Source organism: Achromobacter sp. 77 (assembly GCF_020541125.1).
GTDB lineage: Bacteria > Pseudomonadota > Gammaproteobacteria > Burkholderiales > Burkholderiaceae_B > Achromobacter > Achromobacter mucicolens.
In genome coordinates this window covers 2,592,839-2,618,375 of sequence record NZ_CP059848.1, presented here as the reverse complement: position 1 = coordinate 2,618,375, position 25,537 = coordinate 2,592,839, and the positions used below count along the sequence as shown (strand labels likewise).

Here is a 25,537-nt window from a genome sequence, read left to right as displayed (position 1 = left end):
TTCCCGTTGGGCTACAGACTACGCGCGATCACCAGGCGCTGGATGTCGCTGGTGCCTTCGTAGATCTGGCAGACGCGCACGTCGCGATAGATGCGCTCGACGGGAAAATCCTTCAGGTAGCCATAGCCGCCCAGCGTCTGGATCGCCGCCGAGCAGACCTTCTCGGCCATCTCGGACGCAAACAGCTTGGCCATGGAGGCCTCGGTCAGCGCCGGCCGGCCCGCTTCGCGCAAGGCCGCGGCGTGCAGCACCATCTGGCGCGCGGCGTGTATCTGGGTCGCCATGTCCGCCAGCCGGAACGACACGGCCTGGTGTTCGATGATCGGTTTGCCGAAGGCCTGGCGGTCGCGGGCGTAGTCGCGCGCGCATTCGAAGGCGGCGCGCGCCATGCCGACCGATTGCGCCGCGATGCCGATGCGGCCGCCCTCCAGGTTGGACAGGGCGATCTTGTAGCCCTCGCCTTCCTCGCCCAGCCGCCAGGCGGCCGGAATGCGCATGTCCTCAAAGGCAATCTGGCAGGTGTCGGAGGCGTGCTGCCCGAGCTTGTCTTCCACCCGCAGCACTTTGTAGCCGGGCGTGCTGGTGGGCACGATGAACGCGGAGATGCCGCGCTTGCCCGCGTCCGGGTCGGTGACCGCGAACACGATGACGGTCTGCCCGTTGCGGCCCGACGTGATGAACTGCTTGGCGCCATTCAGGATGTAGTCGCCGCCGTCGCGCCGCGCGCGGGTATGCAGGCTGCTGGCGTCGGACCCGGCCTGCGGCTCGGTCAGCGCGAACGCGCCGATGTGTTCGCCGCGCGCCAGCGGACGCAGGAACTGCGCCTTCTGTTCGTCATTGCCGAACTTCAGAATGGGCATGCAGCCGACCGAGTTGTGCACGCTCATGATGGTGGAGCAGGCACCGCTGCCCGCGGCGATTTCCTCCAGCGCCACCGCGTACGCGAGGTAGCCGCTGTCGTTGCCATCCCACGCTTCCGGCACCAGCATGCCGAAAAAGCCCAGTTGCGCCATCTCGGCGATGGCATCGGCGGGATAGTGATGCTCGCGGTCCCACCGCTCGGCGTTGGGCGCCAGGCGCTCCTGGGCAAACCGGCGCGCCATCTCCTGGACGCTTTGCTGTTCGTCGGTCAAAAGCATGCTTGTCTCTCCTGCTGCGCCAACCGGCAGGCAAGCCGCGGCGCGCGATTCTTGTGGGGTGCACGCGCGGCGCATGACGGAACGCGCCGCGTGATGGCGAGAATACACCGGCGCAGGCTAGGCCCGGGGCGCATCCTGTTCCGCGCGCTGCTGCGCCGGTCCCATCGCGCGGCTCAGGTTGTAAGCCGTGTTCACCAGTCCGATGTGCGAGAAGCCCTGCGGAAAATTGCCCACCAGCCGGCGCCGCACCACGTCGTATTCCTCGGACAGCAGCCCCAAGTCGTTGCGCAGCGACAGCAGGCGGTCGAACAGCCGCTGCGCATCGCCCAGCCGCCCTTGCATCACGTAAGCATCCGCCAGCCAGAAGCTGCAGGCCAGGAACACGCCCTCCTCGCCTTCCAGGCCATCGTCGGTATCCTGGACGGCGTATCGGCGCACCAGCCCGCCGTGCATGAGCTCGCGCTCGATCGCGTGCACGGTGCCGGTCACGCGCGGGTCGTTGGGCGGCAGAAAGCCCACCTGCGGGATCAGCAGCAGGCTGGCGTCCAGCGCTCGCGAGCCGTAGCTCTGCACGAAGCAGCCGCGCGTGCGGTCAAAACCGTTTTCGCAGATGTCCTTGTGGATGCGTTCGCGAATCCGGCGCCAGACTTCCACCGGCCCCTTCAATCCCCAGCGCTCGCAGGCCTTGACCGCCCGGTCGAACGCCACCCAGCACATCACCCGCGAATGCGTGAAGGCGCGGCGTTCGCCCCGCACCTCCCAGATGCCGTGGTCCAGTTCGCGCCAGCGCTGCTCCAGCGGCTTGAGCAACACGTTCTGCAGGCGCCAGGCCTCGGCCAGCGGCGCCAGGTCGGCGACGCGGGCCGCATACAAGGTGTCGATGAGCTCGCCGTAGATGTCGAGTTGGCTCTGCCCGGCCGCACCGTTGCCCCGGCGCACGGGCCGGCTGCCCTCGTAGCCGGGCAGCCAGGGGATTTCCAGCTCCGGCAGCCAGCGATCGCCGGCGATGCCGTACATGATCTGCAACTGGTCGGGGTGCCCGGCCACTGCGCGCAGCAGCCATTGCCGCCATGCCTCGGCTTCCTCGCGATACCCGGCGTTGAGCAAGGCGTACAGCGTCAGCGCCGAGTCGCGCAGCCAGCAATGCCGGTAATCCCAATTGCGGCCGCCGCCCAGCTGTTCGGGCAGCGAGGTCGTCGGCGCGGCGATGATCCCGCCGGTGGGCTGGAATGTCAGCAGCTTCAGCGTGATCAGCGAGCGCACCACCGCGTCACGGGTGCCGTCGCCCGGTCCGTCCCAATGGCAGCGCTTGGACCACTCCTGCCACCAAGAGACGGTGCGGTCCATGCTTTCGACCCGGTCGGGCACGAACCGGGGCGTGCGGTGCGAGCGGTGATACGACAGGGTGAACGGCACGACGCGCCCGGGATGCACCGCAAAGCGCGCCGTCGTCTTCATGTCATGGCCTTCCAGCTCGATGGGCGTGTGCAGCTCGACGGCGTCCGGCCCGGCGATGGCGTTGAGTCCGTAGTCGCGCCGCCGCACCCACGGCACGCTCTGGCCGTAGTTAAAGCGCAGGATCAGCTCCATGTCCATCTGCACATGGCCGGACTCGCCGCGCACGATGCGCACGACATCCACCCGCTCGTCGTCGTCGCTGAGCGGCATGAAGTCTTGCACCAGCACCGATCCCGTGCGGGTTTCGAAACGGGTTTCCAGCACTGCGGTGTCGGGCACGTAGCGGCGCGACGTGGCGCGGACCTTGCCGTGCGGCGCAATGAGCCAGCGTCCATGGCTCTGGTCGCCCAGCAACGCGGCAAAGCACGCGGGCGAATCGAAGTGCGGCAGGCACAACCAGTCGATCGAACCGTCCCGCGCGACCAGCGCCGCGGACAGCATGTTGCCGATCAGGCCGTAATCCTCGAGCGGTTTGGACATGCCGGTCCTCAACCCGCGCCGCGGAATTCGGGATACAGCGTCATGCCGCCATCCACGAAGAGCGTGGTGCCGGTGACGTAATCCGACGCATCGCCCGCCAGCCAGACGGCGGCCTGCGCAATGTCCTCGGGCTCGCCGATCCGGCCATAAGGGATGAGTTCCAGCAGCTTGGCCAGCGCCTGCGGCGTGTCCCACGCCGGCTGGTTGATCGCGGTGCGAATGGCGCCGGGCGCAATGGAGTTGACCCGGATCCGGTCCGGCGCCAGTTCCTGGGCCAGCGATTTCATCAGCAGCGAAATGCCGCCCTTGGAGGCCGCGTAGTTCACCTGAAACGCCCACGGGATCACTTCGTGGACCGAACTGATGAACAGGATATTGCCCACGGACAGCTTCTGGCGGGCAGGATCCGGGGGCTGCGACTTGAAAGCCCGGGCCGCCGCGCGGGCGCAGAGGAAGTGCCCGGTCAGATTGACGTCGATCACCCGCTGCCAGTCCGCGAGCGTCATGTCGGCGATGGGAGACGGGTGCTCAACGCCCGCGTTGTTGACCAGGATGTCCACCCGGCCGAAATGCTGCATTGCCTGCTCGAACAGATGGTCGACGTCGGCTTCGCGGCTGATGTCCGCGGCCGCCGCCACCGCCGTGCCGCCGCTGCGCTGAATCGATTCCACCACCGCCGCGCCGCGGGCCTGCGAATCGCCGCCAGCCCGGTGGTTCACCACCACCCGCGCACCCGCTTGCGCGAGGCCGATTGCCACGGCGCGTCCAATACCGGACGACGCGCCCGTCACCACGGCCACGCGGCCGTTCAGGTCAGTCGTGTGCTGCATGCCAGTCTCCTTGGCGGTCGGCATGGGCCGGCCGCCGGTGTAGAGGAATCCAGGGTAGTCCCGCGCAAGGGGCCGGCGCAACCCGGCCGTTTCCGGGCGACGGACAGCAAGCGGCATTCCTCAAGGCAACGCCCTAATGCAACACCATAAGTTGCGTAATAAGCCGCCGACTTCTATCATGCAACTTTCAAAGTATCGAAATCTCAATTTTCAGCCCCCTGAGTTCAGCCCGTTCCGGAGGATCTTTCATGCACTACGACGTCATCATCATCGGCGGCAGCTTTGCCGGCCTGTCCGCCGCCATGCAATTGGCGCGAGCCCGCCGGCAGGTGCTGCTTGTCGATGCCGCCCGGCCCCGCAACCGCTACGCCGCGCATGCGCACGGCTTTCTGGGCCAAGACGGCGTGCCGCCGCACGAGATCGTGGCCAACGCCCGCGCGCAGCTTGCGCGCTATCCGACCGTGTCGTTCCTGGACGGCGAGGCGATCCAGGCGCTGGCGCAGGACGGCGGCTTTGCCGTCGTCATGGCGGGCGGCGAGCAGGTGCGCGGCGCGCGCCTGATCCTGGCGACCGGCATGCGCGACGAACTGCCGCCACTGCCCGGATTGCAGGCGCGCTGGGGCCAGACCGTGCTGCACTGCCCGTATTGCCACGGCTTCGAGGTGGCGGGCGAACCGCTGGGCGTGCTGGCCGCGCATCCGATGTCGGTCCACCAGGCGATGCTGCTGCCCGATTGGGGGCCGACCACCTACTTCACGCAGGGCCAGTTCGAACCGTCGCCCGAGGATGCCCGCCATCTTGGCGCGCGCGGCGTCCACGTGGAACGCACGCCCGTCGTGGCGCTGCTGGGCGACGCGCCAGCCCTGACCGGCGTGGTGCTGGCCGACGGCCGCGAGCTGCCGCTACGCGCGCTGTTTGTCGCCAGCCGCGTGCACATGGCCAGCCCGCTGGCCGGACAGCTGGGCTGCGAATTCGACGAGGGGCCGTTGGGACCCGTCATTCGCGTGGACGACATGAAGCAGACCACCGTGCCCGGCGTGTTCGCCGCGGGCGACGCGTCGACGCCGATGTCCAACGCCACGCTGGCCAGCGCCTCGGGCGTCATGGCGGGCGTGTGCGCGCACCGCTCGCTGGTCATGCCATGACGTCATGCAGACGGGGCCCTGGCCCGTGCATAATGGCGGGATTGCCGGCCCGCTCTCCGCCTGGAGCACGGGCCGCATGTTCATCCGACCATGCATCCAGGAGCAGCCGTGCTGGATCCCATCCTCGCCGAACTTTCCACTACCCTGCCCGCCGCCAAGTCGGTCGAGCAGTTGACCCGCCCGCTGCTGGACATGCTGGGCGCCGTAACCGGGCTTGAATCGACATACCTTACCTCGGTCGACCTGAAGGCCGAGCTGCAACGCGTACGCTACGCGCGCAACGTGGGACACCTGCAGATCCCGGAAGGCCTGTCGGTGCCCTGGGACGACACGCTGTGCAAGCGCGCGCTGGACGAAGGCCGCATGAGCACCAGCAACGTCGCGCAGTGCTGGCCCGACTCGGACGCGGCCCGGCAACTGGGCATACAGACCTACGTCAGCACACCGGTGCGCGCCGACGATGGCGCCTTGTACGGAACGCTGTGCGCCGCCAGCGCCCGCCGCCACGAAATCAGTCCCGAGGCCGAAGCGGTGCTGAAACTGTTTTCCAGCGTGATCGCCAGTTTCATAGAGCGCGAAATGCTGGTTGAGCAACTGCATGCCGCCAACGTGCAGCTCATGTCGTATGCACTGACCGACACGCTGACGGGCCTGCCCAACCGGCGCGCGCTTTACGAAGCGCTGGACCGGCTGCTGGCGCGGGCCGTGCGCGAACACGGCAGCGTGCTGGTCGGCGTCATCGACCTGGACGGGTTCAAAAGCATCAACGACACGTACGGCCACCAGGCGGGCGACACCTTTCTGCAGGAAGTTTCGCGGCGCATGGCCGCGACGCTGCGCGGATCGGACATGCTGGGACGCGTGGGCGGTGACGAATTCGTTCTGATCGGGCCCGGCCCCGCGCTCATTCGCAAGCGGCCGGATGCTGGCGGCGTGGCGCAACAGGCCGAAGCCGAAGAAGCGGCGCGCGCCATGGAAGAGCGCATCCTGGCCGCCACGATGGGTCGCTATCCGCTGGGCGAAACCACGGTGGCCTATGAGGGCGCCAGCGCCGGGGTGGTGGCGCTGGACCCGGCCGGACTGGACGCCGAAGCGGCCGTCCGGCTGGCCGATGCGCGGATGTATGAAATCAAGCAGGCGCGCCGCGCGGCGCGCACCATTCACTGATTGGCCGCGCGGCGCATCGGCCTTCGATGCGCCGGCGCGCAAACCCGCGTTGACGCGCGGGCGCGCGCCTATTGCAGTTGCGCCTTGAAGAACGCCGCCACGCGGGCGTTCAGGTCCTGATGGAATGCGGTGCGGTCAAAGCCTGCCTCATCGCGGCAGATGCCGGGAGATGCCTCGGCCTGTTCGGCGCCGCACGGCGCCAGAAACGCGAAATGTCCGGCGCCGTCGGCCATCTGGTAGTCGGGCGCGGCGCCCAGGCCCTCGCGCACCGCCTGCACGCTGGCGGGGCTGACGCCATCGCCGCCCTGCGCTGAAGCCCAAAGCTGGATCGGCAGCGACACGCGCTTGAGCGCCTCTTGCGGAAAGACATTGAGCGGATCGGCAATGACCGCCGCCTTGATGCGCGCGTCCTGCGGATACGGTTGCTGCGGCACCCGGCCCGCCGCGATCTCGCGGCACATGGGCAACGATGCCTGGCTCGCGCAGATTGCCAACCCCGCCGCCAGGTCCGGCGCCGCACCCGCCAGGACCAGGCCCGTATAACCGCCGCGTGAAAAACCAAAGAAGCCTATTTTTTTGGGATCCAGCCTTGCCTTGTCGGGCCACGTGCCGGTCATGTAGTCGATCAGACGACGCACTTCGCGCGGCCGGGTGGAAAAAATGGACAGATAGCCCTGGCGCGACTTGTCCTGCGCGTTGTCGCCCACGTGATTGATCGCCGCCACCACGAAGCCCGCATCGGCCAGCGCGGCGGCGGTGTCATGGTGGCTGAGATACGAGCCCGCCGAGCCGTGCGACATGACGATGAGCGGGTAGCGGCCTTCGGGCAGCTTGCAGCCCTGCACGCCCTGGATGGTGATGCGGCCCACCTTGATTTCGCCGGCCGGTTCGGCGCAGGGCGTCCAGACCGCGCCTTGCAGGCCGGGACCGTTCTGGTCCATGGGCAGGTTCAGGCGTTGAAAACCGGCGGCGTGCGCCATGCCGGCGGACAGGGCCAGCGCAGCAGAAACCAGGGAGACGGCGAGCTTGGGAACGGGCATGCAGTAAAGAATTCTTAGAGACGCGCGACGCGCGGATGGCGAGATTGTGACATGCACGATTCCCCGGCGGCGCGAGGCCTGGGCGTGCAAAAAAGAACGCCACAGGCAGCCTGTGGCGTTCATGCGTTGACGGCAAATGCGTCGACGCCAAATGCGTTGACGGAAAGTCAGGCGCTTACCGCACCTTGCCGGCCTTCCACGCCGACAGCAGTTGGTCGTACGGGATCGTTTCGCCCTTGGGCTTTTCATTGGCCAGCTTCTTCCACGGCGCGTGCTGGTCGGACAGCCACTTGCTGGGATCGCTCTTGGGATTGAGCTTGGGCGCGCATTGGGCCATCCCGGCCCGTTCAAGCCGCGCCATCACCTGATCCATTTCGTTCGCCAGATTGTCCATGGCCGCCTGCGGGGTCTTTTCGCCCGTGACCGCGGTGGCGACGTTCTTCCACCACAGCTGCGCCAGCTTCGGATAATCCGGAACGTTGGTGCCGGTCGGCGTCCAGGCCACGCGCGCCGGACTGCGGTAGAACTCGATCAGGCCGCCGTAGTTGGCCGCGTTCTTGGTGAAGAACTCGCTGTTGATGTCGCTGTCGCGGATGAAGGTCAGGCCCGTGATCGACTTTTTCAGCGACACCGACTTGGACGTGACGAACTGCGCGTACAGCCAGGCGGCCGCCATCTTGTCGGGGTTGGTGGACTTGAAGAACGTCCACGATCCCACGTCCTGGTAGCCGTTCTGCATGCCGTCCTTCCAGTACGGACCATAGGGCGACGGGGCCATGCGCCACTTCGGCGTGCCGTCGTCGTTCACGACCGGCAGGCCCTTCTTTGTCATGTCGGCGGTAAAGGCGGTGTACCAGAAGATCTGCTGCGCGATCTGGCCCTGCGCCGGCACGGGCCCCGCCTCCGAGAAGGTCATGCCCATGGCCTGCTGCGGCGCGAACTTCTTCATCCAGTCGATGTACTTGGTCAGTGCGTATACGGCGGCCGGGCTGTTGGTGGCCCCGCCGCGCGAGACCGACGCGCCGACCGGCGTGCATTTGTCGTCGGCGACGCGGATGCCCCACTCGTCCACCGGCATGCCGTTGGGCAGCCCCTTGTCGGCCGCGCCCGCCATGGACAGCCACGCATCGGTGAAGCGCCAGCCCAGCGACGGGTCTTTCTTGCCGTAGTCCATGTGGCCGTAGACGCGCTTGCCGTCGATCTCCTTGACGTCGTTGGAGAAGAACGTGGCGATGTCTTCGTACGCGGACCAGTTGGTGGGCACGCCCAGCTCATAGCCGTACTTGGCCTTGAATTTTTCCTTCAGATCCGGGCGGGCGAACCAGTCGGCGCGGAACCAGTACACGTTGGCGAACTGCTGGTCCGGCAACTGGTACAGCTTGCCGTCGGGCGCCGTGGTGAACTTGGTGCCGATGAAATCCTTCAGGTCCAATCCGGGATTGGTCCATTCCTTGCCCGCCCCGGCCATGTAATCGGACAGCGGCAGGATGGCGCCATAGCGGTAGTGCGTGCCGATCAGGTCGGAATCGGAGATCCAGCCGTCGTAGATGGACTTGCCGGACTGCATGGACGTCTGCAGCTTTTCGACGACGTCGCCTTCCTGGATAAGGTCGTGGTTGACCTTGATGCCTGTGATGTCGGCAAAAGCCTTGGCCAGCACCTTGGATTCGTACTCGTGCGTGGTGATGGTTTCGGACACCACGCTGACCTCATTGATGCCCTTGGCCTTGAGCTTGGCCGCGGCATCGATGAACCATTTCATTTCGGCCATCTGCTGTTCCTTGGACAGCGACGACGGCTGAAACTCCGAATCGACCCACTTCTTCGCCTCCGGCTCGCCGGCCCAAGCCCCTGACGTTCCGATCAGGGCGATAGCGGCCGCCATGGCGTGCATGCGCAATTTCATGACCTGTCTCCTCGATAAGTCTTCCCCTATCGTGCTGCGGACCGCTGGCCGGGGAAGACGCTGGCCGATAGTCCTTTACCTGACTGCCCGAAACCAACGAAGGGTCTGGCGCCCTTCTCTCACCCTTTTTTCATGATGAAGGCCAGCAGCAGCATGGACAGCACGAAGCTGATCCACACCGATGGCGGCTGATCCAGCGAAAACCATTCGACCGCTTTCTGGCCAAATCCCAGGAACGCCAGATTCAGCCACGCCGCGGCCATCAGGCCAATGAACAGCCGGTCGCCACGCGTGGTGCGCAGGGGCAGAAAGCCCTTGCGCTCCTGCGTGGGCGACTTCAATTCCCAGATCGTCATGCCGACCAGCATCAGGACGATGCAGCTGAAGAACACGGCGACCGGGGTGGTCCACACCATCCAGCTGAACATGGCTGCGCCCTCCTGTTGTCCAGATGCCTACACGCGGCCCATCGCGAAGCCCTTCGCGATGTAGTGCCGCACGAACCAGATGACGATGCCGCCCGGCACGATGGTGAGCACCCCCGCCGCGGCCAGCACGCCCCAATCCATGCCGGAAGCCGACACGGTGCGCGTCATGGTCGCGACGATCGGTTTGGCATTGACCGAGGTCAGCGTGCGCGCCAGCAGCAGTTCCACCCAACTGAACATGAAGCAGAAAAACGCCGCCACGCCGACGCCCGACTTGATGAGCGGCAGGAAGATCGTCAGGAAAAAGCGCGGGAACGAATAGCCGTCCACGTAGGCGGTCTCGTCGATCTCGCGCGGCACGCCCGACATGAAGCCTTCCAGGATCCACACGGCCAGCGGCACATTGAAGACCAGGTGCGCCAACGCCACGGCCAGGTGCGTGTCCATCAAACCGAACGAGCTGTAGAGCTGAAAGAACGGCAAGAGGAACACGGCGGGCGGCGTCATGCGGTTGGTGAGCAGCCAGAAGAACACGTGCTTGTCGCCGATGAAGCGGTAGCGCGAGAACGCGTAGGCGGCCGGCAGCGCCACGCCCAGCGAGACGACCGTGTTGATGACGACGTAGATCAGCGAGTTGATGTAGCCCGAATACCAGGCCGGGTCCGTGAAGATGGTGCGGTAGTGCTCGAAGGTGAAGTCGCGCGGCCAGAGCGTCAGCGTGCTGACGATCTCGGTGTTGGACTTGAACGACATGTTCAGCATCCAGTACAGCGGCAGGATGGCGAACACCAGGTACAGCGTCAGGAAGGCGCCGCGCCACCAGGAGGATTTCTCACGCATTTGCCCGCTCCTCGTCGAAGCCGCCCGTGGTGCCCGCGCGCTGCATCCAGTTGTAGAGGATGAAGCACAGCAGCAGGATGATCAGGAAATAGATGATCGAAAACGCCGCCGCCGGGCCCAGGTCGAACTGGCCCACGGCCTTCTGCGTCAGGTATTGCGACAGGAAGGTGGTGGCGTTGCCCGGGCCGCCGCCGGTCAGCACGAAGGGCTCGGTGTAGATCATGAAGCTGTCCATGAAGCGCAGCAGCACCGCGATCATCAGCACGCCGCGCATCTTGGGCAGCTGGATATAGCGGAAGACGGCAAAGCGCGAGGCGCCGTCGATCCTCGCGGCCTGGTAGTACGCATCGGGGATGGCGCGCAGCCCCGCGTAGCACAGCAGCGCCACCAGCGGCGTCCAGTGCCACACGTCCATGACCAGCACGGTGACCCAGGCGTCGACGTCATTGCCCGTGTAGTTGTAGTCCACGCCCAGCCACGACAGCGTGGCGCCCAGCAGGCCGATGTCGGTGCGGCCGAACACCTGCCAGATCGTGCCGACGACATTCCACGGAATCAGCAGCGACAGCGCGATGATGACCAGCACGGCCGACGCGCGCCAGCCGCTGGCGGGCATCGACAGCGCCAGCAGGATGCCCAGCGGGATCTGGATCAGCAGCACCGCGAACGAGAACCCGATCTGCCGAAAGAGCGCACCGTGCAGCTCCTCGTCCTGCAGCACCGCGGCGAACCACTCGGTGCCGACGAACACGCGGCGCTCCGGCGAAATGATGTCCTGGACCGAATAATTGACGATGGTCATCAGCGGCAGAATGGCCGAGAACGCCACGCACAGCACGACCGGCATGACCAGGAACCAGGCCCGGTGATCGGTGGGTTTCATGGGATCAGCACCTCGTCGCGGTAGAAGCAGGTATGCGGGTTGAGCACGGACAGCCACACCGTGCCGCCCTTGCCTTCGGTGACGATGTTGCTGCCCAGCCGGGCGCGCACGGCCGTGCCCTCGAAGTCGGCCACCAGCAACGTGTAGGTGCCCACGTCCTGCACGCGCTCCACGCGCATGGGCACGGCGCCGGGCGCCCCGGCCTCGGCCAGCCGCAGGTATTCGGGCCGCACGCCCAGCTTGACCGGCCCCGCGTCCCGCAGCTTGGCGGCCACGGCCTCGGGCACGCCGTCCATGCGGCGCTGCCCCACCCTCAGTGCGCCATCGCGCCACTGCGCGGGCAGGAAGTTCATGCCGGGCGAGCCGATGAAATGGCCGACGAAGGTGTGCGCGGGCCGCTCGAAGAGGTCGTCCGCGCTACCCACCTGCACCGCACGGCCCCGCGCCATCACCATCACCTGGTCGGCAAAGGTCAGCGCCTCGGTCTGGTCGTGGGTCACGTAGATCAGCGTCAGCTTGAATTCGTGGTGAATTTCCTTGAGCTTGCGCCGCAGCTCCCACTTGAGCTGCGGGTCAATAACGGTAAGCGGTTCGTCGAACAAGATGGCCGACACGTCGCTGCGCACCAGCCCGCGGCCCAGCGAAATCTTTTGCTTGGCGTCCGCCGTCAGGCCGCTGGCCCGGCGATCCAGGACGTTGGACATTTCCAGCATTTCGGCGATGCGGCCCACGCGCTCGCGGATGCGCTCGGGCGGCACGCCGCGGTTGCGCAGCGGAAACGCCAGGTTCTCGGCGACCGTCATGGTGTCGTACACCACCGGAAACTGGAACACCTGGGCGATGTTGCGCGCCTGCGGCGTCTTGTCGGTGACGTCCTGGCCGTCAAACAGGATGCGCCCGTGCGACGGCCGCAGCAGGCCCGACACGCAATTGAGCAGCGTGGTCTTGCCGCAGCCGGAGGGCCCCAGCAACGCGTAGGCGCCGCCGTCGCGGAAAGTAAATTGCAGCGGCAGCAGCGCGTAGTCGTCATCGGACTGGGGATGGGCGACATAGGAATGGGACAGGTCCAGCTCGATCTGCGCCATCAGGCCACCTCCCCCGCGCCGGCCGGCTGGCGCGGTGCGGCCAGCAGCGCGCCGTCCGCGCCGAAGGCATAGGTCTGGGCCGGATCGAAGTACAGCTGCACCCGCTCGTCCAGCTTGTAGCGATGTACGCCGGGCAGCTGGGCCACGACGTCGCCTGCGGCCGTCTCGGCGTGCACGAAGGTGTCGGAACCTGAAATTTCAGCCAGCGTCACCCGGCCAGGCAGCGCCACGTGGCCGGGCCGGGCCTCCACGTCCAGGGCCCCGGCCCGCAGGCCGGCCGTGATGCCGGCCTCGGCGCCCGGCGGCAGCGCGCGCGCCACCGCCACGTCTCCCTGGAGGACGAAGCCGCCGTTGTCGCGGCGGGCGGCGAACAGGTTCATCGGCGGATCGCTGAACGCGCGCGCCACGCGGATCGAATTCGGCCGGTGGAAGACGTCGGCCGTGGGACCGTACTGCAGCAGTTCGCCCGCGTCGAGCACGGCGGTGTGGCCGCCCAGCAACAGCGCCTCGCCGGGTTCGGTCGTGGCGTAGACCACGGTCGACCGCCCCTGCGCAAACAATTCCGACAGTTCGTCGCGCAATTCCTCGCGCAGCTTGTAGTCCAGGTTGACCAGCGGCTCGTCCAGCAGGATCAGCGGGGCGTCCTTGGCCAGCGCCCGGGCCAGCGCCACCCGCTGCTGCTGGCCGCCCGACAGTTCGGACGGGTAACGGTCCAGCAGATGATCGATGTGCAGGCGCGCCGCCATCGCGTGGACTTTGTCGCGGGTATTGGCCTCGCCGCGCAGCTTGAGCGGCGAGGCGATGTTGTCGTAGACCGACATGGACGGATAGTTGATGAACTGCTGGTAGACCATGGCCACGTTGCGCTGGCGGACCGGCACGCCGGTGACATCGGCGCCGTCAACCCGCACGCTGCCCTCGGTGGGCCGGTCCAGCCCGGCCATGATGCGCATCAGTGAGGTCTTGCCGGCCAGGGTGGCCCCCAGCAGGACGGTCATGGCGCCGGGAACCGGGGCCAGGCTCATGGGATACAGGTGCGTCTGCGAGCCGGCCCGCAAAGCTATCCCGTCCAAGGTCAGCTGCATCTAGTCTCCTCAACCTAGTTATACGTCCCTGTTTTCTACGGACTTCGGTATTCGGCACAGCGTCCCGCCCTTTGCGCTGGCGCGATCACACGCCGATGCAACAGGATGAGCATACTCTTTCAGATGGCTTTCGTTTTTTGTGCGTTTTACCGAAGAAGCGAACAAAAAACAATCTTGCGGTGCGTCATTATTTTTCGCTTTTGTTGTTTTATCATTCGAACATGACACTGAATCCACGACAGAGCGCGCTGATCGAAATGGTGCGGGCCCAGGGCTCCGCCTCGATCGAAGAGCTCGCCAAACGCTTCGACGTGACGCTGCAGACCGTGCGGCGGGACGTCAACATCCTTTCCGAAGCCGGCCTCTTGTCGCGCTTTCATGGCGGCGTGCGCATCGAAGCGTCCACCATCGAGAACATCGCGTACCGCAAGCGCCAAGGCCTGCATGCCGCAGGCAAGCAACGCATCGCCGAGGCCGTGGCCCGCGCGGTGCCGGATGGCTGTTCGCTGATCCTGAACATCGGCACCACCACCGAAGCCATTGCGCGCGCGCTGCTGCGCCATCGCGGGCTGCGCGTCATCACCAACAACCTGCACGTGGCTGACATCCTGTCCGACAACCCGGATTGCGAAGTCATCGTGGCCGGCGGCGTGGTGCGTTCGCGCGACCGCGGCATCGTGGGCGAAGCCACCATGGATTTCATCCGCCAGTTCAAGGTCGACATTGGACTGATCGGCATTTCCGGCATCGAGGCCGACGGCACGCTGCGCGATTACGACTTTCGCGAAGTGCGCGTGGCCCGCACGATCATCGAGCAATCGCGCGAAGTCTGGCTGGCCGCCGACAGCAGCAAGTTCAAGCGCCAGGCCATGGTGGAACTGGCGCATATCTCGCAGATCGACCGGTTCTTCACGGACGCGCATCCCCAGGAGCCGCTGGCACAAGTGTTGCTGGATTCGGGCGTGCGCTGTGACGTCGCCGCGGCGCCGAACCTGCCCAAACCGACACCCTGACCCGTGCGCCGCAGCGGCCCCACCCTCCGCTTGCGCGCTGCCGGCACGAATATCGAAGCATTTACCTCGCGGCCACGCCGCCCCCAAAGAACATGAACCAACCCCTCGCCTCCGTCACCCCGCCCGAACGCAGCCGCCTGCTCAACACGCTGGACAACACGCATTCCTGGGACGTCATCGTCATCGGCGGCGGCGCGACCGGCCTTGGCACGGCGGTGGATGCCGCCGCGCGCGGCTACCGGACGCTGCTGATCGAAGGCGCCGACTTTGCCAAGGGCACGTCCAGCAAGGCCACCAAGCTCGTCCACGGCGGCGTGCGCTATCTGGCGCAAGGCAATGTCAGCCTGGTGCGTGAAGCCCTGCACGAGCGCGGCCTGCTCAACCGCAACGCCCCGCATCTGGTCTGGCCCCTGGGTTTCGTGGTGCCGGCCTACACGATGATGGATCAGCCCTTCTACGGCATCGGCCTGAAGATGTACGACATGCTGGCGGGCAAACTGAACCTGGCGCCCAGCCGCTGGCTGTCGCGCCGCGAGACGCTGGCCAGCGCCCCCACCCTGGCCGAAACCGTCAACGGACGCAGCCTGAAGGGCGGCGTCCTGTATTACGACGGCCAGTTCGACGACGCGCGCCTGGCGATCAGCCTGATGCGCACGCTCTTTGACCTGGGCGGCACGGCGGTGAACTACGTGCGCGCCACCGGACTGACCATGACGAATGGCAAGGTGGACGGCGTCACGGCCACGGATGTGGTCGGCGGATCGACCTTCACGTTGCGCGCGCGCTGCGTCGTCAACGCCACCGGCGTGTGGGTCGATGCAGTGCGCCGCATGGAGGACAAAAACGCGCAGACGATGGTGGCGCCCAGCCAGGGCGTGCACCTGACGCTGCCGCACGACTTCCTGCCCGGCAAGCGCGCCGTCCTCATCCCGAAGACCGACGACGGCCGCGTGCTGTTCGTGGTGCCCTGGAACGGTCACACCATCGTCGGCACCACCGACACGCCGCGCCAGGACCTGCCGCTGGATCCCGACGCGGGCGCGCAGGACGTGGATTTCATCCTGAACACCGCGGCGCGCTATCTGAGCCGCAAGCCGACGCGCGATGATGTGACCAGCGTCTGGGCCGGCCTGCGCCCGCTGGTCAAGGCGACCGGCGAAGCCTCCACCAAGAAGCTGTCGCGCGAGCACACGATCCTGGTGTCCAAGGCCGGCCTGGTGACGGTGACGGGCGGCAAATGGACGACGTACCGGCGCATGGCGCAGGACGTGGTGGATACCGCGATCCAGCACCAGTTGCTGACGCAGGCCTCGTGCCGCACCGAGTCGCTGCCGCTGCACGGCGCCGGCGGCCTGGCGCCGTCGCAGGAACACGCCGGCACGCCTGACAGCTACTACGGCAACGATCTGGCGACGCTGCAAGCCTTGCCCGGCGCGGGGCGCATGCTGGTCAAGGCCAGCGGCCTGTCCGAGGCGCATGTGCGCTTTGCCGCGCGCTACGAACTGGCGCGCAGCGCGGAAGACGTGTTGGCGCGCCGCAACCGCGCGCTGTTCCTGGACGCCGAGGCCGCCATGCTGGCCGCGCCCGAGGTCGCGCGCATCCTGGCCGAGGAACTGGGCCACGACGCGGCCTGGCAGCAGCGCACGCTGCAAGATCTGGCCACTGTCGCTGCGAACTACCGCTTGAAGTAAACCGCTACGGCACGCGCAGCGGGCTGCCCCCGATCATCGATTCGAAGACGCGCAGCAGGTCGGGATCGCATTTCGATCCCGCCTCCTGGTTCAGGATCCGCATGATCTGCGTGTGGGTGCGCGCCGGATGGTAAGGCCGCGCATCGCCCAGCGCGTCGTAGGAATCGGCCACCGAAATGATGCGCGCATGCAGCGGAATGGCATGGCCCGACAGGCCATCTGGATAACCGGAGCCGTCGAAGTGTTCGTGGTGGTGCCGCACCGCCAGCGCAATGGCTTCGCGCTGCGGCATCGCGGTCTGCAGGATGATGAAGGCGCCCGCCGCGGCGTGCGCCTTCATGATTTCCCAGTCTTCCTTTTCCAGCCGATGCGGACTATGCAGCACGCGGTCGGGCGTGCCGATCTTGCCCACGTCGTGCAGCCGTGCCGCCACAGAGACGACATCCAGTTCATCCTGCGGCAGCCCGCAGGCCCGGGCCAGCGCAACGCTTAGCGCCACCACCCTTTTGCAATGCCGGCCGGTGGCCGGGTCGCGCGCCTGCATGGCGGCGAAAAGCGCCGCTTCATAAGTTCCTGCTGGAAGACCGGGGACGTCGGGGGGCATTGGAAAGCACGCGCGCCGCAACGGCATGACGGCGCGCTCAGTTCAGAAAGGCGGGATTCTGACACAATCCGCCACAATGCCGGGCCGCATCGCGCTTGGCGTGCGGCCCGGCCCGTGTCCTGCCCTGCGCGCCCGGCGGCGGTCAGTCCTTCAGGCGCTCCAGCAGCGCGCGCGCCACGCCCACCGACGAGCCGGGATTCTGCCCCGTGATGAGCAGGCCATCGCTGACCACGTGCGGCTGCCAGTCCGGCCCGCTGCTGTACAGCCCGCCCAGCTTTTTCAATTCGTCCTCGACCAGGAATGGCACGACATCGGTCAACTGCACGGCCGCTTCTTCCGCGTTGGAAAAGCCCGTGACCTGCCTGCCCTGCACCAGCGGCTTGCCGTCGGCGGTCTTGGCGTGGCGCAACACGCCGGGCGCATGGCACACGGCCGATACCGGCTTGCCGGCGGCCAGCATGGTTTCGATCAGCGCCACCGAATTGTTGTCTTCGGCCAGGTCCCACAGCGGGCCGTGGCCGCCGGGATAGAAGACCGCGTCGTAGTCCGAGGCCTGCACCTCGGACAGCCGGCGCGTGGATGCCAGCACGCGCTGCGCGTCGCTGTCCTGCTTGAAGCGGCGCGTGTCGTCCGTCTGCGCGTCGGGATCGTCGCTCTTGGGATCGAGGGGCGGCTGGCCGCCCAGCGGCGAGGCCAGCGTGAGCTTGGCGCCGGCGTCCAGAAACGCGTAATACGGCGCCGCAAACTCTTCAAGCCAGAAGCCCGTCTTGCGTCCCGTGTTGCCCAGCGTGTCGTGGGAAGTCAGCACGATCAGGATGTTCATGTAGCGCTCCATTCGTCAGGGCCGACCCGCACAATGCGTTTGCCGGCATTTTCGCCCTTGAGCAGCCCGATCAGCCCGCGCGGGGCGTTCTCCAGGCCGTCGACCACGTCTTCACGATACTTGATGCGGCCTTGCTTGATGAGGTCCAGCATGGCGTCGCGGAACTCACCGTAGCGGTGCGCGTACTCGTTGAAAATGATGAACCCCTGCATTTTCAGCCGCTTGGTCAGGATGGTGCGCATGAGCAGCGCGAGCCGGTCCGGGCCCTCGGGTTGGCTGGTCGCGTTATAGGCCGAGATCAGTCCGCAGACCGGCACGCGGGCGCGCGGGTTCAAGAGCGGCAGCACGGCATCGAAGACGGCGCCGCCGACGTTTTCGAAATACACGTCGATGCCTTGCGGCACGGCCGCGGCAAGTCGGCCCGCCAGGTCCGGCTGCCGATGGTCCAGGCATTCGTCAAAGCCCAGCTCCTGGACCACGTAGCGGCACTTGTCCGGTCCGCCCGCAATGCCCACGACCTTGCAACCGTGGATCTTGGCGATCTGGCCCACCACCGCGCCCACCGCGCCGCTGGCCGCGGCCACGACGACGGTTTCGCCCGCCTTGGGCTGGCCGATATCCAGCAGTCCCATGTAGCCGGTAAAGCCGGGCATGCCCAGCACGCCCAGCGACCAGGACGGGTTTTCGGGATTGGCGCCCAGGCGCAGCAGGCCCGCGCCGTCGGACACGGCGTAGTCCTGCCACCCGGTCTGCGCCAGCACCCATTCGCCGACCGGAAACTGCGGATTATTCGAGGCCTGGACGCGCGTGACGGTGCCGCCGACCATCGGTTCGCCAATCTGCACGGGCTCGGCGTAGGACGGGGCATCGCTCATGCGGCCGCGCATGTAGGGGTCGAGCGACAGGTAGACCGTGCGCAGCAGCACCTGGCGCGGGCCCGGTTGGGGGACTTCGCCCGTTTCCAGGCGGAAGTCGGTATCGGCGGGCTCGCCGTGCGGCCGCGCGGCAAGCACGATACGGCGGTTGGTTGAAGCGGATTGGGGCATGGTGTGCGGCCTCCTTCATGGAGCCGGCCGGGCCTCGCGACACGCCCGGGCGGCGTGGTGGGGAACCGGACCATTACACCATCGCACGCCGCCGGCAGCCGCTGAAACCCTGATGATCGATCCCTCTTTTAATTAATTAATTCTTTAATTAGAATTCGCCGCATGGTTGCAGCTTCCCACCCCTTGCCCCCTCGCCGTCCCGGGCGTCCGCCGCGTCCGGACACCGCCACCGCGCGCGCCAATCTGCTGGATCTGGCCACGCAGCTGTTCGCCGCGCAGGGCGTGGCCGCCACCACGATCGCCAACATCGCGCAGCGCGCGGGCGTCACGCCGGCGATGCTGCATTACTACTTCAAGAGCCGCGACCAATTGATCGACGCCGTGGTGCTGGAGCGGATCGTGCCCGTCATCGGCTATGTCTGGGCGCCCGTGCCGCTTGGGCCGGGTGGAGCCGCCGGTGGCCCGGCTGCTGATGGGCCGGCCGCTGGCGGCACGCCCGCGGCCTCCCTGCCCGATCCGGCGTCGACGGCGCGCGGCTTCATCACCGAAATCGTGGGCCGCGTGGTACAGAGCGCGACGGATAAGCCGTGGCTGCCGTCGCTGTGGATGCACGAAGTCGTCAACGAAGGCGGCCAGCTGCGCGATCGCGTGCTGCACCATCTGCCGTCGGACCGGCTTCAGGCGTTTGCTGGCCTCATTGCCGAATGCCAGCGGCGCGGCGCCATCACGCCGGGGGTGGAACCGCGCCTGGTGTTCCTGTCCATTCTGGGCATGACGCTGCTGCCGCTGGCCACGTCGAATTTATGGCGCCGCATCTGGCAGAACGACCCGGTGGCGCAGACCATCGACAACGACGCGATCGCGCGCCACGCGATCGCCATGCTGACCGGCGGCCTTTTTGCGCCAACCACGCCGCCAACCTCCTCGTCTTCAGGACGCTGACCATGCGCACCCTCCGCCTATTGCCCGCTTCCCTGGCCTTGCTGACGCTTTTCGGTTGCGGCAACCACGACCAGGCCTTCTACCAGGGCTACGTGGAGGGCGACTACGTCTATGTGGCCTCGTCCGAGCCGGGGCGCCTGGACACGCTGGCGGTGCGGCGCGGCCAGCAGGTCGACGCCAACCAGCCGCTCTACACACTGGACGCCACGCGCGAAGCCGCCGCGCGCGATCAGGCCCAGGCCGAGCTGTCGGCGGCGCGCGCCCAGCTGGAGGACATCGCCACCGGAAAGCGGCCCCCCGAAGTCGACGTCAGCCTGGCGCAATTGGCGCAGGCGCAGGCGGCCAGCCGGCGGTCCGCCGCGCAGCTTGCCCGCGACAATGCGCAGTTCCGCATCGGCGGCATCCCGCGTTCGCAGCTGGACGACAGCCGCGAGCAGGCGCAGTCGGACGCGGCGCGCGTGCGCGAACTGCAGGCGCAGGTCGAGGTGAACCGGCTGCCGGGGCGCGACGACGCGCGGCGCGCGCAGGCCTCCCAAGTGGAGGCGGCCGACGCCGCGCTGGCGCAAGCCGAATGGACGCTGGCCCAGAAGCAGCTGGCCGCGCCGTCCGCGGGCCGGGTGTTCGACACGATGTACCGGGTGGGCGAATGGGTGCCCGCCGGCAGCCCGGTCGTCAGCCTGCTGCCGCCCGGCAACATCAAGGTGCGCTTTTTTGTGCCGGAGACGGTCGTGGGGTCGCTGAAGATCGGGCAACAGGCCACGCTGCGCTGCGATGGCTGCGGCGATCCGATACCCGTGCGCATCGACTACGTATCGGATCAGGCCGAATACACGCCGCCCGTGATCTACAGCCGCGAAAGCCGCAGCAAGCTCGTGTACATGGTGGAAGCGCGCCCCGCCGCCGACGTGGCGGCGCGGCTGCATCCGGGCCAGCCGGTGGAGGCCACGCTGCCATGAGCGCCCCCGGCTCCGCCACCAACGTCATCGACGTTCACGGCCTGAACAAGCACTTCGGCAACAAGCACGTCGTGAACGACGTGACGCTGCAGGTGCGCGAGGGCGAAATCTTCGGCTTCCTGGGCCCCAACGGCAGCGGCAAGACGACCTGCATCCGCCTCATGTGCGGCCTGCTCACGCCGGATTCGGGCAGCGGCACCTGCCTGGGCTACGACATCCTGCGCGACAGCGCCCAGATCAAGCGCAACGTGGGCTACATGACGCAGAAGTTCTCGTATTGGGAGGACCTGACCATCCGCGAGAACCTGGATTTCGTGGCGCGCATGTACGGCATGGACCAGCGCAAGGAGGCCGTGGACCGCGCGCTGCAGGATCTGGGGCTGCAAAGCCGCGCGGGACAGTTGACGGGATCCTTGTCCGGCGGCTGGAAGCAGCGGCTGGCGCTGGCCGCCTGCCTGCTGCACCAGCCAAGGCTGCTGCTGCTGGACGAGCCCACCGCCGGCGTGGACCCGACGGCGCGGCGCGATTTCTGGGAGCAGCTGCATGAACTGGCGGCGCGCGGCATCTCGGTGCTGGTCAGCACCCACTACATGGACGAGGCCGAACGCTGCCACAAGCTGGCCTACATTTCGTACGGCAAGCTGCTCACGCAGGGCACCGCCGACGAGGTCATCGCCGAACAGGACCTGACCACCTGGGCAATCCACGGCGCCAACCTGGTTCCGCTGGGCCAGCAGTTGCGCGGCGCGCCCGGCGTCGACCAGACGGTCGCATTCGGGTCGGCGCTGCATGTCAGCGGCAAGGACGCGGCGCAGCTGGAAAGCACGCTGCGCGCGGCCATCGCGGGCCAGAACCTGCGGCTGGAACGCGTGGACACGAGCCTGGAAGACGTCTTCATCTACCTGATGAACCGGTCCACCGACAACTTTGCGAGCCAGCCATGACCGCGCGCCTGAACGGCTTTTCGTGGTCGCGCTGGTGGAGCATGGTGCTCAAGGAATTCCTGCAGCTGCGCCGCGACCGTATCACCTTCGGCATGATCGTCGGCCTGCCCATCATGCAGCTGGCGCTCTTCGGGTACGCCATCAATACCGACCCGCGCCAGATGCCCACCGCCATCATCGCCTCGGACCACAGCCCGTTCACGCGCAGCTTCATCGCGGCGATGCGTTCGTCGGACTACTTTCACATCGTCGAGGAACTGGACACCGAGGAAGCAGGCCGCGCCGCCCTGGCGCAGGGCCGCGTGCTGTTCGTCGTGACCATTCCGCCTGACTTCACCCGCAGCCTGTTGCGCGGCGAACGCCCCGCCCTGCTGATCGAGGCGGACGCTACCGACCCCATGGCCACGGGCATGGCGCTGGGCGCGGCCACCCAGCTCACCCAGGCCGTTGCGCAGAAGGACCTGACCGGGCCGCTGGCAAGCCTGGCGGGCGGCCAGCCGCCCTTCGATGTGCGCATCCACCAGCTCTACAACGAAGAACAGATCTCGCAATACAACACGGTGCCGGGGCTGATGGGCGTGATCCTGACCATGACGCTGGTGATGATGACCGGGCTGGCGATGACCCGCGAGCGAGAGCGCGGCACCATGGAAAACCTGCTGGCGATGCCGGTGCGGCCGATCGAGGTGATGACCGGCAAGATCGTGCCCTACATCGCCATCGGTCTCATCCAGGCCACCATCATCCTCGCGGCGGCGCATTTCGTGTTCCACGTGCCCGTCATGGGCAGCCTGCTGTCCGTCTACCTGGCCGCGCTGCTGTTCGTCGCGGCCAACCTGACGGTCGGGATCACGCTGTCGTCGCTGGCGCAGAACCAGCTCCAGGCCATGCAGCTGACCATGTTCTATTTCCTGCCGAACATGCTGCTGTCCGGCTTCATGTTTCCGTTTCAGGGCATGCCGATGTGGGCGCAGCACCTGGGCAACCTGCTGCCGCTGACGTATTTCAACCGGCTGATCCGCGGCATCCTGCTCAAGGGCAACGGCTGGTGGGACCTGTGGCCCAACATCTGGCCGCTGATGCTGTTCACCGTCATCGTGATGACCGCAGCCGTGAAGTTCTACCGCCGCACCCTGGATTGATCCCATGCTCCGCGCCCGCTACCTGCCCGCTTCCCGCCCCCTGGCCGTCTCGGCGCTCTGCGCCCTGCTGGCCGCCTGCGCGGTCGGCCCCGACTTCGACAAGCCGGCCGCGCCCGAAGTGGCGTCCTATACGCCCGGACAGGACGCGCTGCCGCCGGGCCAGCAGCGCCTGCAGGCGGGCGCCGACATCCCCGGGCAGTGGTGGCGGTTGTTCCAGTCGGAGCCGCTGGACCGGCTGGTGCGCCAGGCGCTCGACGCCAGCCCCACGCTGGATGAGGCGCGCGCGCGGTTGCGGCAGGCGCAGGAAGACCTGGCCGCCGACACCGGCGGGCGAATGCTGCCCGCGGTGGACGGCAACCTGTCGGCAGCCCGCAAAAAGGTGGATCCGGCGGCCTATGGCGTGCCGGTCGCCGAGCCGCCCCCGCCCTTCACGCTCTACAACGCCTCCATCGACGTGTCCTACACGCTGGACGTGTTCGGCGCCAACCGCCGCGCGCTGGAAAGCCTGGCCGCGCAGATGGATTACCAGGCCCACGAACTGCAGGCGGCACGCATGTCGCTGGCGGCCAACGTCGTCACCGCCGCCATCCGCCAGGCGGACCTGGCCGAGCGGCTGGCGGCCACGCGCGATCTGCTGGCCGCTCAGGTGAACCAGCAGGACATCATCCGGAAACGGCTGGAGGCGGGCGGCATCGCGCTGGCCGACCTGCGCAACCAGGAGCTGCTGGTCGCGCAGACGCGCGCCACCCTGCCGCCGCTGGAATACCAGCTGGCCCAGGTGACCCATCAGCTTGCGACCTACCTGGGCATGCCGCCTGCCAGCCTGCAATCGCCCCCGCTGCGCCTGGCGGACCTGACGCTGCCGCCGGATGTGCCCACGGGCGTGCCCTCGGCACTGACACGCCAGCGGCCAGACATCCTGGCCGCCGAAGCCCTGTGGCACAAGGCATCGGCCGACGTGGGCGTGGCCACGGCCAACCTGTATCCGCAGTTCACGCTGACCGCCAGCTTCGGTTCCCAGCGCACGGGCGCGAACGAACTGGCCAATGGCGTGAATGTCTGGAATCTTGGCCTGGGCCTTGTCCAGCCGCTCTTTCACGGCGGCGAGCTGCGCGCGCGCACGCGCTCGGCCGAAGCCGCGTATGACGCGGCCGCCGCGGCCTACAGGCAGACCGTGCTCGACGGTTTCCGCCAGGTGGCCGATGCGCTGCGCGCGCTGCAGACGGACGGCGAGGCCTTCGCGGCCTATGACGACGCCTGGCGCCGCGCGGACGACGCCGGCCGCATCGCCGCAGGCCGCTACCAGGCCGGCGGCATCAGCCACCTGAGCCTGCTGGACAGCCAGCGGCAGGTGTTACAGACGCGGATTTCGCGCATCGAGGCCGACGCGGCGCGCTACACCGACACGGCGGCCTTGTTACAAGCGCTGGGCGGCGGATGGTGGAATGAGGCGGTTGCCGCCGTGCCGTGAGCCGCCAAAAGGCGATTCCCGCGCCCATGGCCGAGAATTCGGGTAGGAAAGTGTCGTTGAGCGCTTTTTGGAAAGCGGTGTAACCGTTGCATCATGCCTGTGCTCAAGCTGCATGATGTTTACACCGATTCATGAATGACCTATTAGACCTGATCGTCTTCGCTCCCGACGCCGGCCAGCGCGTGCGCCGCAGCGAGGAACTGGCCGAAATGGGGTTCTCGCCGCGTCCTTGCGAAGACTCCAACGGACTGTTCCGCCTGTTCCAGGCCCGCCGCACCCCGCTTCTCGTGATGCAAGCCGAATTTACCGATCTCTGCATGGCCGTCGCAGGTCTGCGCGCCATGGACACCACCGCCGGCATCGTCGCCATTTCCGCCTTCGACACCCCCGAGAACCGCATCCTGGGCCTGCACTGCGGCGCCGACGCCTGTTTTTCGCCCGACGTCGCCACGGGCGAGATCGCGGCCGCCCTGCAGGCGCTGGTGCGCCGCGTGCCCACCGCCGCCGGCCGCCGCGCCCCCGAGGCCGAGCCGCGCCCGGCCGTGGCCGCGGCGCCCGCCGAACCGACCGGCAAGTGGCAATTCCTGGACGCGGCCTGGACGCTCGTCAGCCCCCACGGCACGCGCCTGGCGCTGACCCAGGCCGAACGCGACTTCCTGCTCAAGCTGACCGGCTCGCCCGACAAGCGCATGCCGCGCGGCGACCCGCCGGGCATCGATCCGCATTCCGGCCGCGAATCCGTCCGCCGCACGGACGTCGTCGTCAGCCGCCTGCGGCGCAAGGCCCAGGACGTCGACGTGGAATTGCCCATCCGTACCGTGTGGGGCTGGGGCTACGCATTCACCGGGGAAATCTAGCGCGCCGCGGGCGTATGATTTCGCGTACAAGGCCGACCCCCGGCCGCTTCTGCCCCGAGTCCCATGGAAGTCTTCGAACGCCTGCAAGCCCTGCTCATCCAGAACCAGGCCCGTTACCGCCTGCTTGAACATGCCGCGGCCGGGCGTTCCGTCGAGGTCGCCGCCATTCGCGGCACCGAGGTCAGCCAGGGCGCCAAGGCGCTGGTCTGCCGCGTAAAGATCTCTTCCAACCTGCGCAAGAACGTGCTGGCCGTCTTTCCCGCGGACAAGCAGGCCGACCTGGACGCCATTGCGCGGGCGGCCGGCGGCAAGAAGGCCTCGCTCGCGTCGCAGGACCTGGCGCGCGAATTGACCGGCTGCGAGATCGGCGCGATTCCGCCCTTCAGTTTCAATCCGGACCTGACGCTGCTGGTGGACCCCAGCCTGCGCGAACGCCACGCCGAAATCGTGTTCAACGCGGGACGCCTGGACGCGTCCATCCTGCTGAACACCGACGACTACTTCCGCCTGGCCGCGCCTGAAGAGGCGCCGCTCATCAAGGCCTGACAGCCGCCCATGAGGC

The 25,537-nt window shown here is 67.3% G+C and carries 24 protein-coding genes; 11 read left to right on the top strand and 13 right to left on the bottom strand.

The annotated features are described in order from the left end of the window. Positions 1 to 11 precede the first annotated feature (11 nt). From H4P35_RS12120 to H4P35_RS12110, 3 genes are all read right to left on the bottom strand, one after another. Complete coding sequence (locus H4P35_RS12120; RefSeq protein ID WP_226849193.1) at positions 12 to 1,139, bottom strand: acyl-CoA dehydrogenase family protein; 1,128 nt, start codon at positions 1,137 to 1,139, stop codon at positions 12 to 14. Positions 1,140 to 1,256: 117 nt separating this feature from the next. Continuing rightward, positions 1,257 to 3,077 carry a glycoside hydrolase family 15 protein gene (locus tag H4P35_RS12115; RefSeq protein WP_175235271.1) on the bottom strand — a complete coding sequence of 607 codons (1,821 nt, stop codon included), beginning with the start codon at positions 3,075 to 3,077 and terminating at the stop codon, positions 1,257 to 1,259. Positions 3,078 to 3,085: 8 nt separating this feature from the next. Further along, positions 3,086 to 3,907, bottom strand: a complete 822-nt coding sequence (locus H4P35_RS12110) for a glucose 1-dehydrogenase (protein ID WP_062841487.1) — start codon at positions 3,905 to 3,907, stop codon at positions 3,086 to 3,088. A 248-nt stretch (positions 3,908 to 4,155) separates the two neighbouring features. Here H4P35_RS12110 and H4P35_RS12105 point away from each other — a divergent pair, with 248 nt between their 5' ends. Both H4P35_RS12105 and H4P35_RS12100 read left to right on the top strand, forming a co-directional pair. Beyond that, a complete protein-coding gene (locus H4P35_RS12105) occupies positions 4,156 to 5,052 on the top strand; it encodes an NAD(P)/FAD-dependent oxidoreductase (protein ID WP_226849191.1) in 897 nt (298 codons plus the stop codon). A 111-nt stretch (positions 5,053 to 5,163) separates the two neighbouring features. Then, positions 5,164 to 6,219 (top strand): sensor domain-containing diguanylate cyclase, encoded by a 1,056-nt coding sequence (locus H4P35_RS12100; protein ID WP_226849461.1) that lies wholly within the window; start codon positions 5,164 to 5,166, stop codon positions 6,217 to 6,219. A gap of 68 nt (positions 6,220 to 6,287) precedes the next feature. Here H4P35_RS12100 and H4P35_RS12095 read toward each other — a convergent pair whose 3' ends face one another. From H4P35_RS12095 to H4P35_RS12065, 7 genes are all read right to left on the bottom strand, one after another. Further along, positions 6,288 to 7,259 (bottom strand): alpha/beta fold hydrolase, encoded by a 972-nt coding sequence (locus tag H4P35_RS12095; protein WP_226849189.1) that lies wholly within the window; start codon positions 7,257 to 7,259, stop codon positions 6,288 to 6,290. A gap of 175 nt (positions 7,260 to 7,434) precedes the next feature. Continuing rightward, positions 7,435 to 9,165 carry an ABC transporter substrate-binding protein gene (locus H4P35_RS12090; RefSeq protein ID WP_063953969.1) on the bottom strand — a complete coding sequence of 577 codons (1,731 nt, stop codon included), beginning with the start codon at positions 9,163 to 9,165 and terminating at the stop codon, positions 7,435 to 7,437. A gap of 119 nt (positions 9,166 to 9,284) precedes the next feature. After that, on the bottom strand, positions 9,285 to 9,593 hold the full coding sequence (locus tag H4P35_RS12085) for a DUF2160 domain-containing protein (RefSeq protein ID WP_056317261.1): 309 nt from the start codon (positions 9,591 to 9,593) through the stop codon (positions 9,285 to 9,287). Between the two features lie 27 nt (positions 9,594 to 9,620). Then, positions 9,621 to 10,433 (bottom strand): carbohydrate ABC transporter permease, encoded by an 813-nt coding sequence (locus H4P35_RS12080; RefSeq protein WP_056317259.1) that lies wholly within the window; start codon positions 10,431 to 10,433, stop codon positions 9,621 to 9,623. After that, positions 10,426 to 11,316: a carbohydrate ABC transporter permease gene (locus tag H4P35_RS12075; RefSeq protein WP_056317256.1), complete on the bottom strand. Its 891-nt coding sequence runs from the start codon at positions 11,314 to 11,316 to the stop codon at positions 10,426 to 10,428. Before H4P35_RS12075 ends, H4P35_RS12080 begins: the two co-directional genes overlap by 8 nt. Beyond that, positions 11,313 to 12,401, bottom strand: coding sequence for an ABC transporter ATP-binding protein (locus H4P35_RS12070; protein WP_056317253.1), 1,089 nt, complete (start codon positions 12,399 to 12,401; stop codon positions 11,313 to 11,315). The genes H4P35_RS12075 and H4P35_RS12070 overlap by 4 nt, the downstream gene beginning before the upstream one ends. Next, a complete protein-coding gene (locus tag H4P35_RS12065; RefSeq protein ID WP_226849188.1) occupies positions 12,401 to 13,486 on the bottom strand; it encodes an ABC transporter ATP-binding protein in 1,086 nt (361 codons plus the stop codon). The genes H4P35_RS12070 and H4P35_RS12065 overlap by 1 nt, the downstream gene beginning before the upstream one ends. A 221-nt stretch (positions 13,487 to 13,707) precedes the next feature. Between H4P35_RS12065 and H4P35_RS12060 the strand changes: the two genes are divergently transcribed. Both H4P35_RS12060 and H4P35_RS12055 read left to right on the top strand, forming a co-directional pair. Then, on the top strand, positions 13,708 to 14,499 hold the full coding sequence (locus H4P35_RS12060; protein WP_056317250.1) for a DeoR/GlpR family DNA-binding transcription regulator: 792 nt from the start codon (positions 13,708 to 13,710) through the stop codon (positions 14,497 to 14,499). A gap of 92 nt (positions 14,500 to 14,591) precedes the next feature. Then, a complete protein-coding gene (locus H4P35_RS12055) occupies positions 14,592 to 16,190 on the top strand; it encodes a glycerol-3-phosphate dehydrogenase/oxidase (RefSeq protein ID WP_226849187.1) in 1,599 nt (532 codons plus the stop codon). A 4-nt stretch (positions 16,191 to 16,194) separates the two neighbouring features. On the opposite strand, the gene H4P35_RS12050 is transcribed toward H4P35_RS12055, so the two are convergent. The 3 genes from H4P35_RS12050 to H4P35_RS12040 all read right to left on the bottom strand — a co-directional run bounded on the left by H4P35_RS12050 (position 16,195) and on the right by H4P35_RS12040 (position 18,663). Further along, a complete protein-coding gene (locus tag H4P35_RS12050; protein WP_226849185.1) occupies positions 16,195 to 16,794 on the bottom strand; it encodes an HD-GYP domain-containing protein in 600 nt (199 codons plus the stop codon). A 142-nt stretch (positions 16,795 to 16,936) separates the two neighbouring features. Then, on the bottom strand, positions 16,937 to 17,617 hold the full coding sequence (locus tag H4P35_RS12045) for a type 1 glutamine amidotransferase domain-containing protein (protein ID WP_056317241.1): 681 nt from the start codon (positions 17,615 to 17,617) through the stop codon (positions 16,937 to 16,939). Beyond that, a complete protein-coding gene (locus tag H4P35_RS12040) occupies positions 17,614 to 18,663 on the bottom strand; it encodes an NADP-dependent oxidoreductase (protein WP_226849183.1) in 1,050 nt (349 codons plus the stop codon). Before H4P35_RS12040 ends, H4P35_RS12045 begins: the two co-directional genes overlap by 4 nt. A gap of 162 nt (positions 18,664 to 18,825) precedes the next feature. On the opposite strand from H4P35_RS12040, the gene H4P35_RS12035 reads away from it, so the two are divergent. The 7 genes from H4P35_RS12035 (at position 18,826) to H4P35_RS12005 (ending at position 25,521) form a co-directional block, all read left to right on the top strand. Beyond that, entirely contained in the window at positions 18,826 to 19,605 is a 780-nt protein-coding gene (locus H4P35_RS12035) for a TetR/AcrR family transcriptional regulator (protein ID WP_226849181.1), read from the top strand. A gap of 2 nt (positions 19,606 to 19,607) precedes the next feature. Then, the gene (locus H4P35_RS12030; protein ID WP_217618454.1) at positions 19,608 to 20,561 is read left to right on the top strand and encodes an HlyD family secretion protein; all 954 of its coding nucleotides are present in this window, start codon (positions 19,608 to 19,610) and stop codon (positions 20,559 to 20,561) included. Next, on the top strand, positions 20,558 to 21,505 hold the full coding sequence (locus H4P35_RS12025; protein WP_152384308.1) for an ABC transporter ATP-binding protein: 948 nt from the start codon (positions 20,558 to 20,560) through the stop codon (positions 21,503 to 21,505). Before H4P35_RS12030 ends, H4P35_RS12025 begins: the two co-directional genes overlap by 4 nt. Continuing rightward, a complete protein-coding gene (locus tag H4P35_RS12020) occupies positions 21,502 to 22,647 on the top strand; it encodes an ABC transporter permease (RefSeq protein ID WP_128829460.1) in 1,146 nt (381 codons plus the stop codon). Before H4P35_RS12025 ends, H4P35_RS12020 begins: the two co-directional genes overlap by 4 nt. 4 nt (positions 22,648 to 22,651) lie before the next feature. After that, complete coding sequence (locus H4P35_RS12015) at positions 22,652 to 24,118, top strand: efflux transporter outer membrane subunit (protein ID WP_226849179.1); 1,467 nt, start codon at positions 22,652 to 22,654, stop codon at positions 24,116 to 24,118. Positions 24,119 to 24,249: 131 nt separating this feature from the next. Then, positions 24,250 to 24,975: a response regulator transcription factor gene (locus H4P35_RS12010; RefSeq protein WP_062841504.1), complete on the top strand. Its 726-nt coding sequence runs from the start codon at positions 24,250 to 24,252 to the stop codon at positions 24,973 to 24,975. Between the two features lie 63 nt (positions 24,976 to 25,038). Then, the gene (locus H4P35_RS12005) at positions 25,039 to 25,521 is read left to right on the top strand and encodes a YbaK/prolyl-tRNA synthetase associated domain-containing protein (RefSeq protein ID WP_056317222.1); all 483 of its coding nucleotides are present in this window, start codon (positions 25,039 to 25,041) and stop codon (positions 25,519 to 25,521) included. Positions 25,522 to 25,537 lie beyond the last annotated feature (16 nt).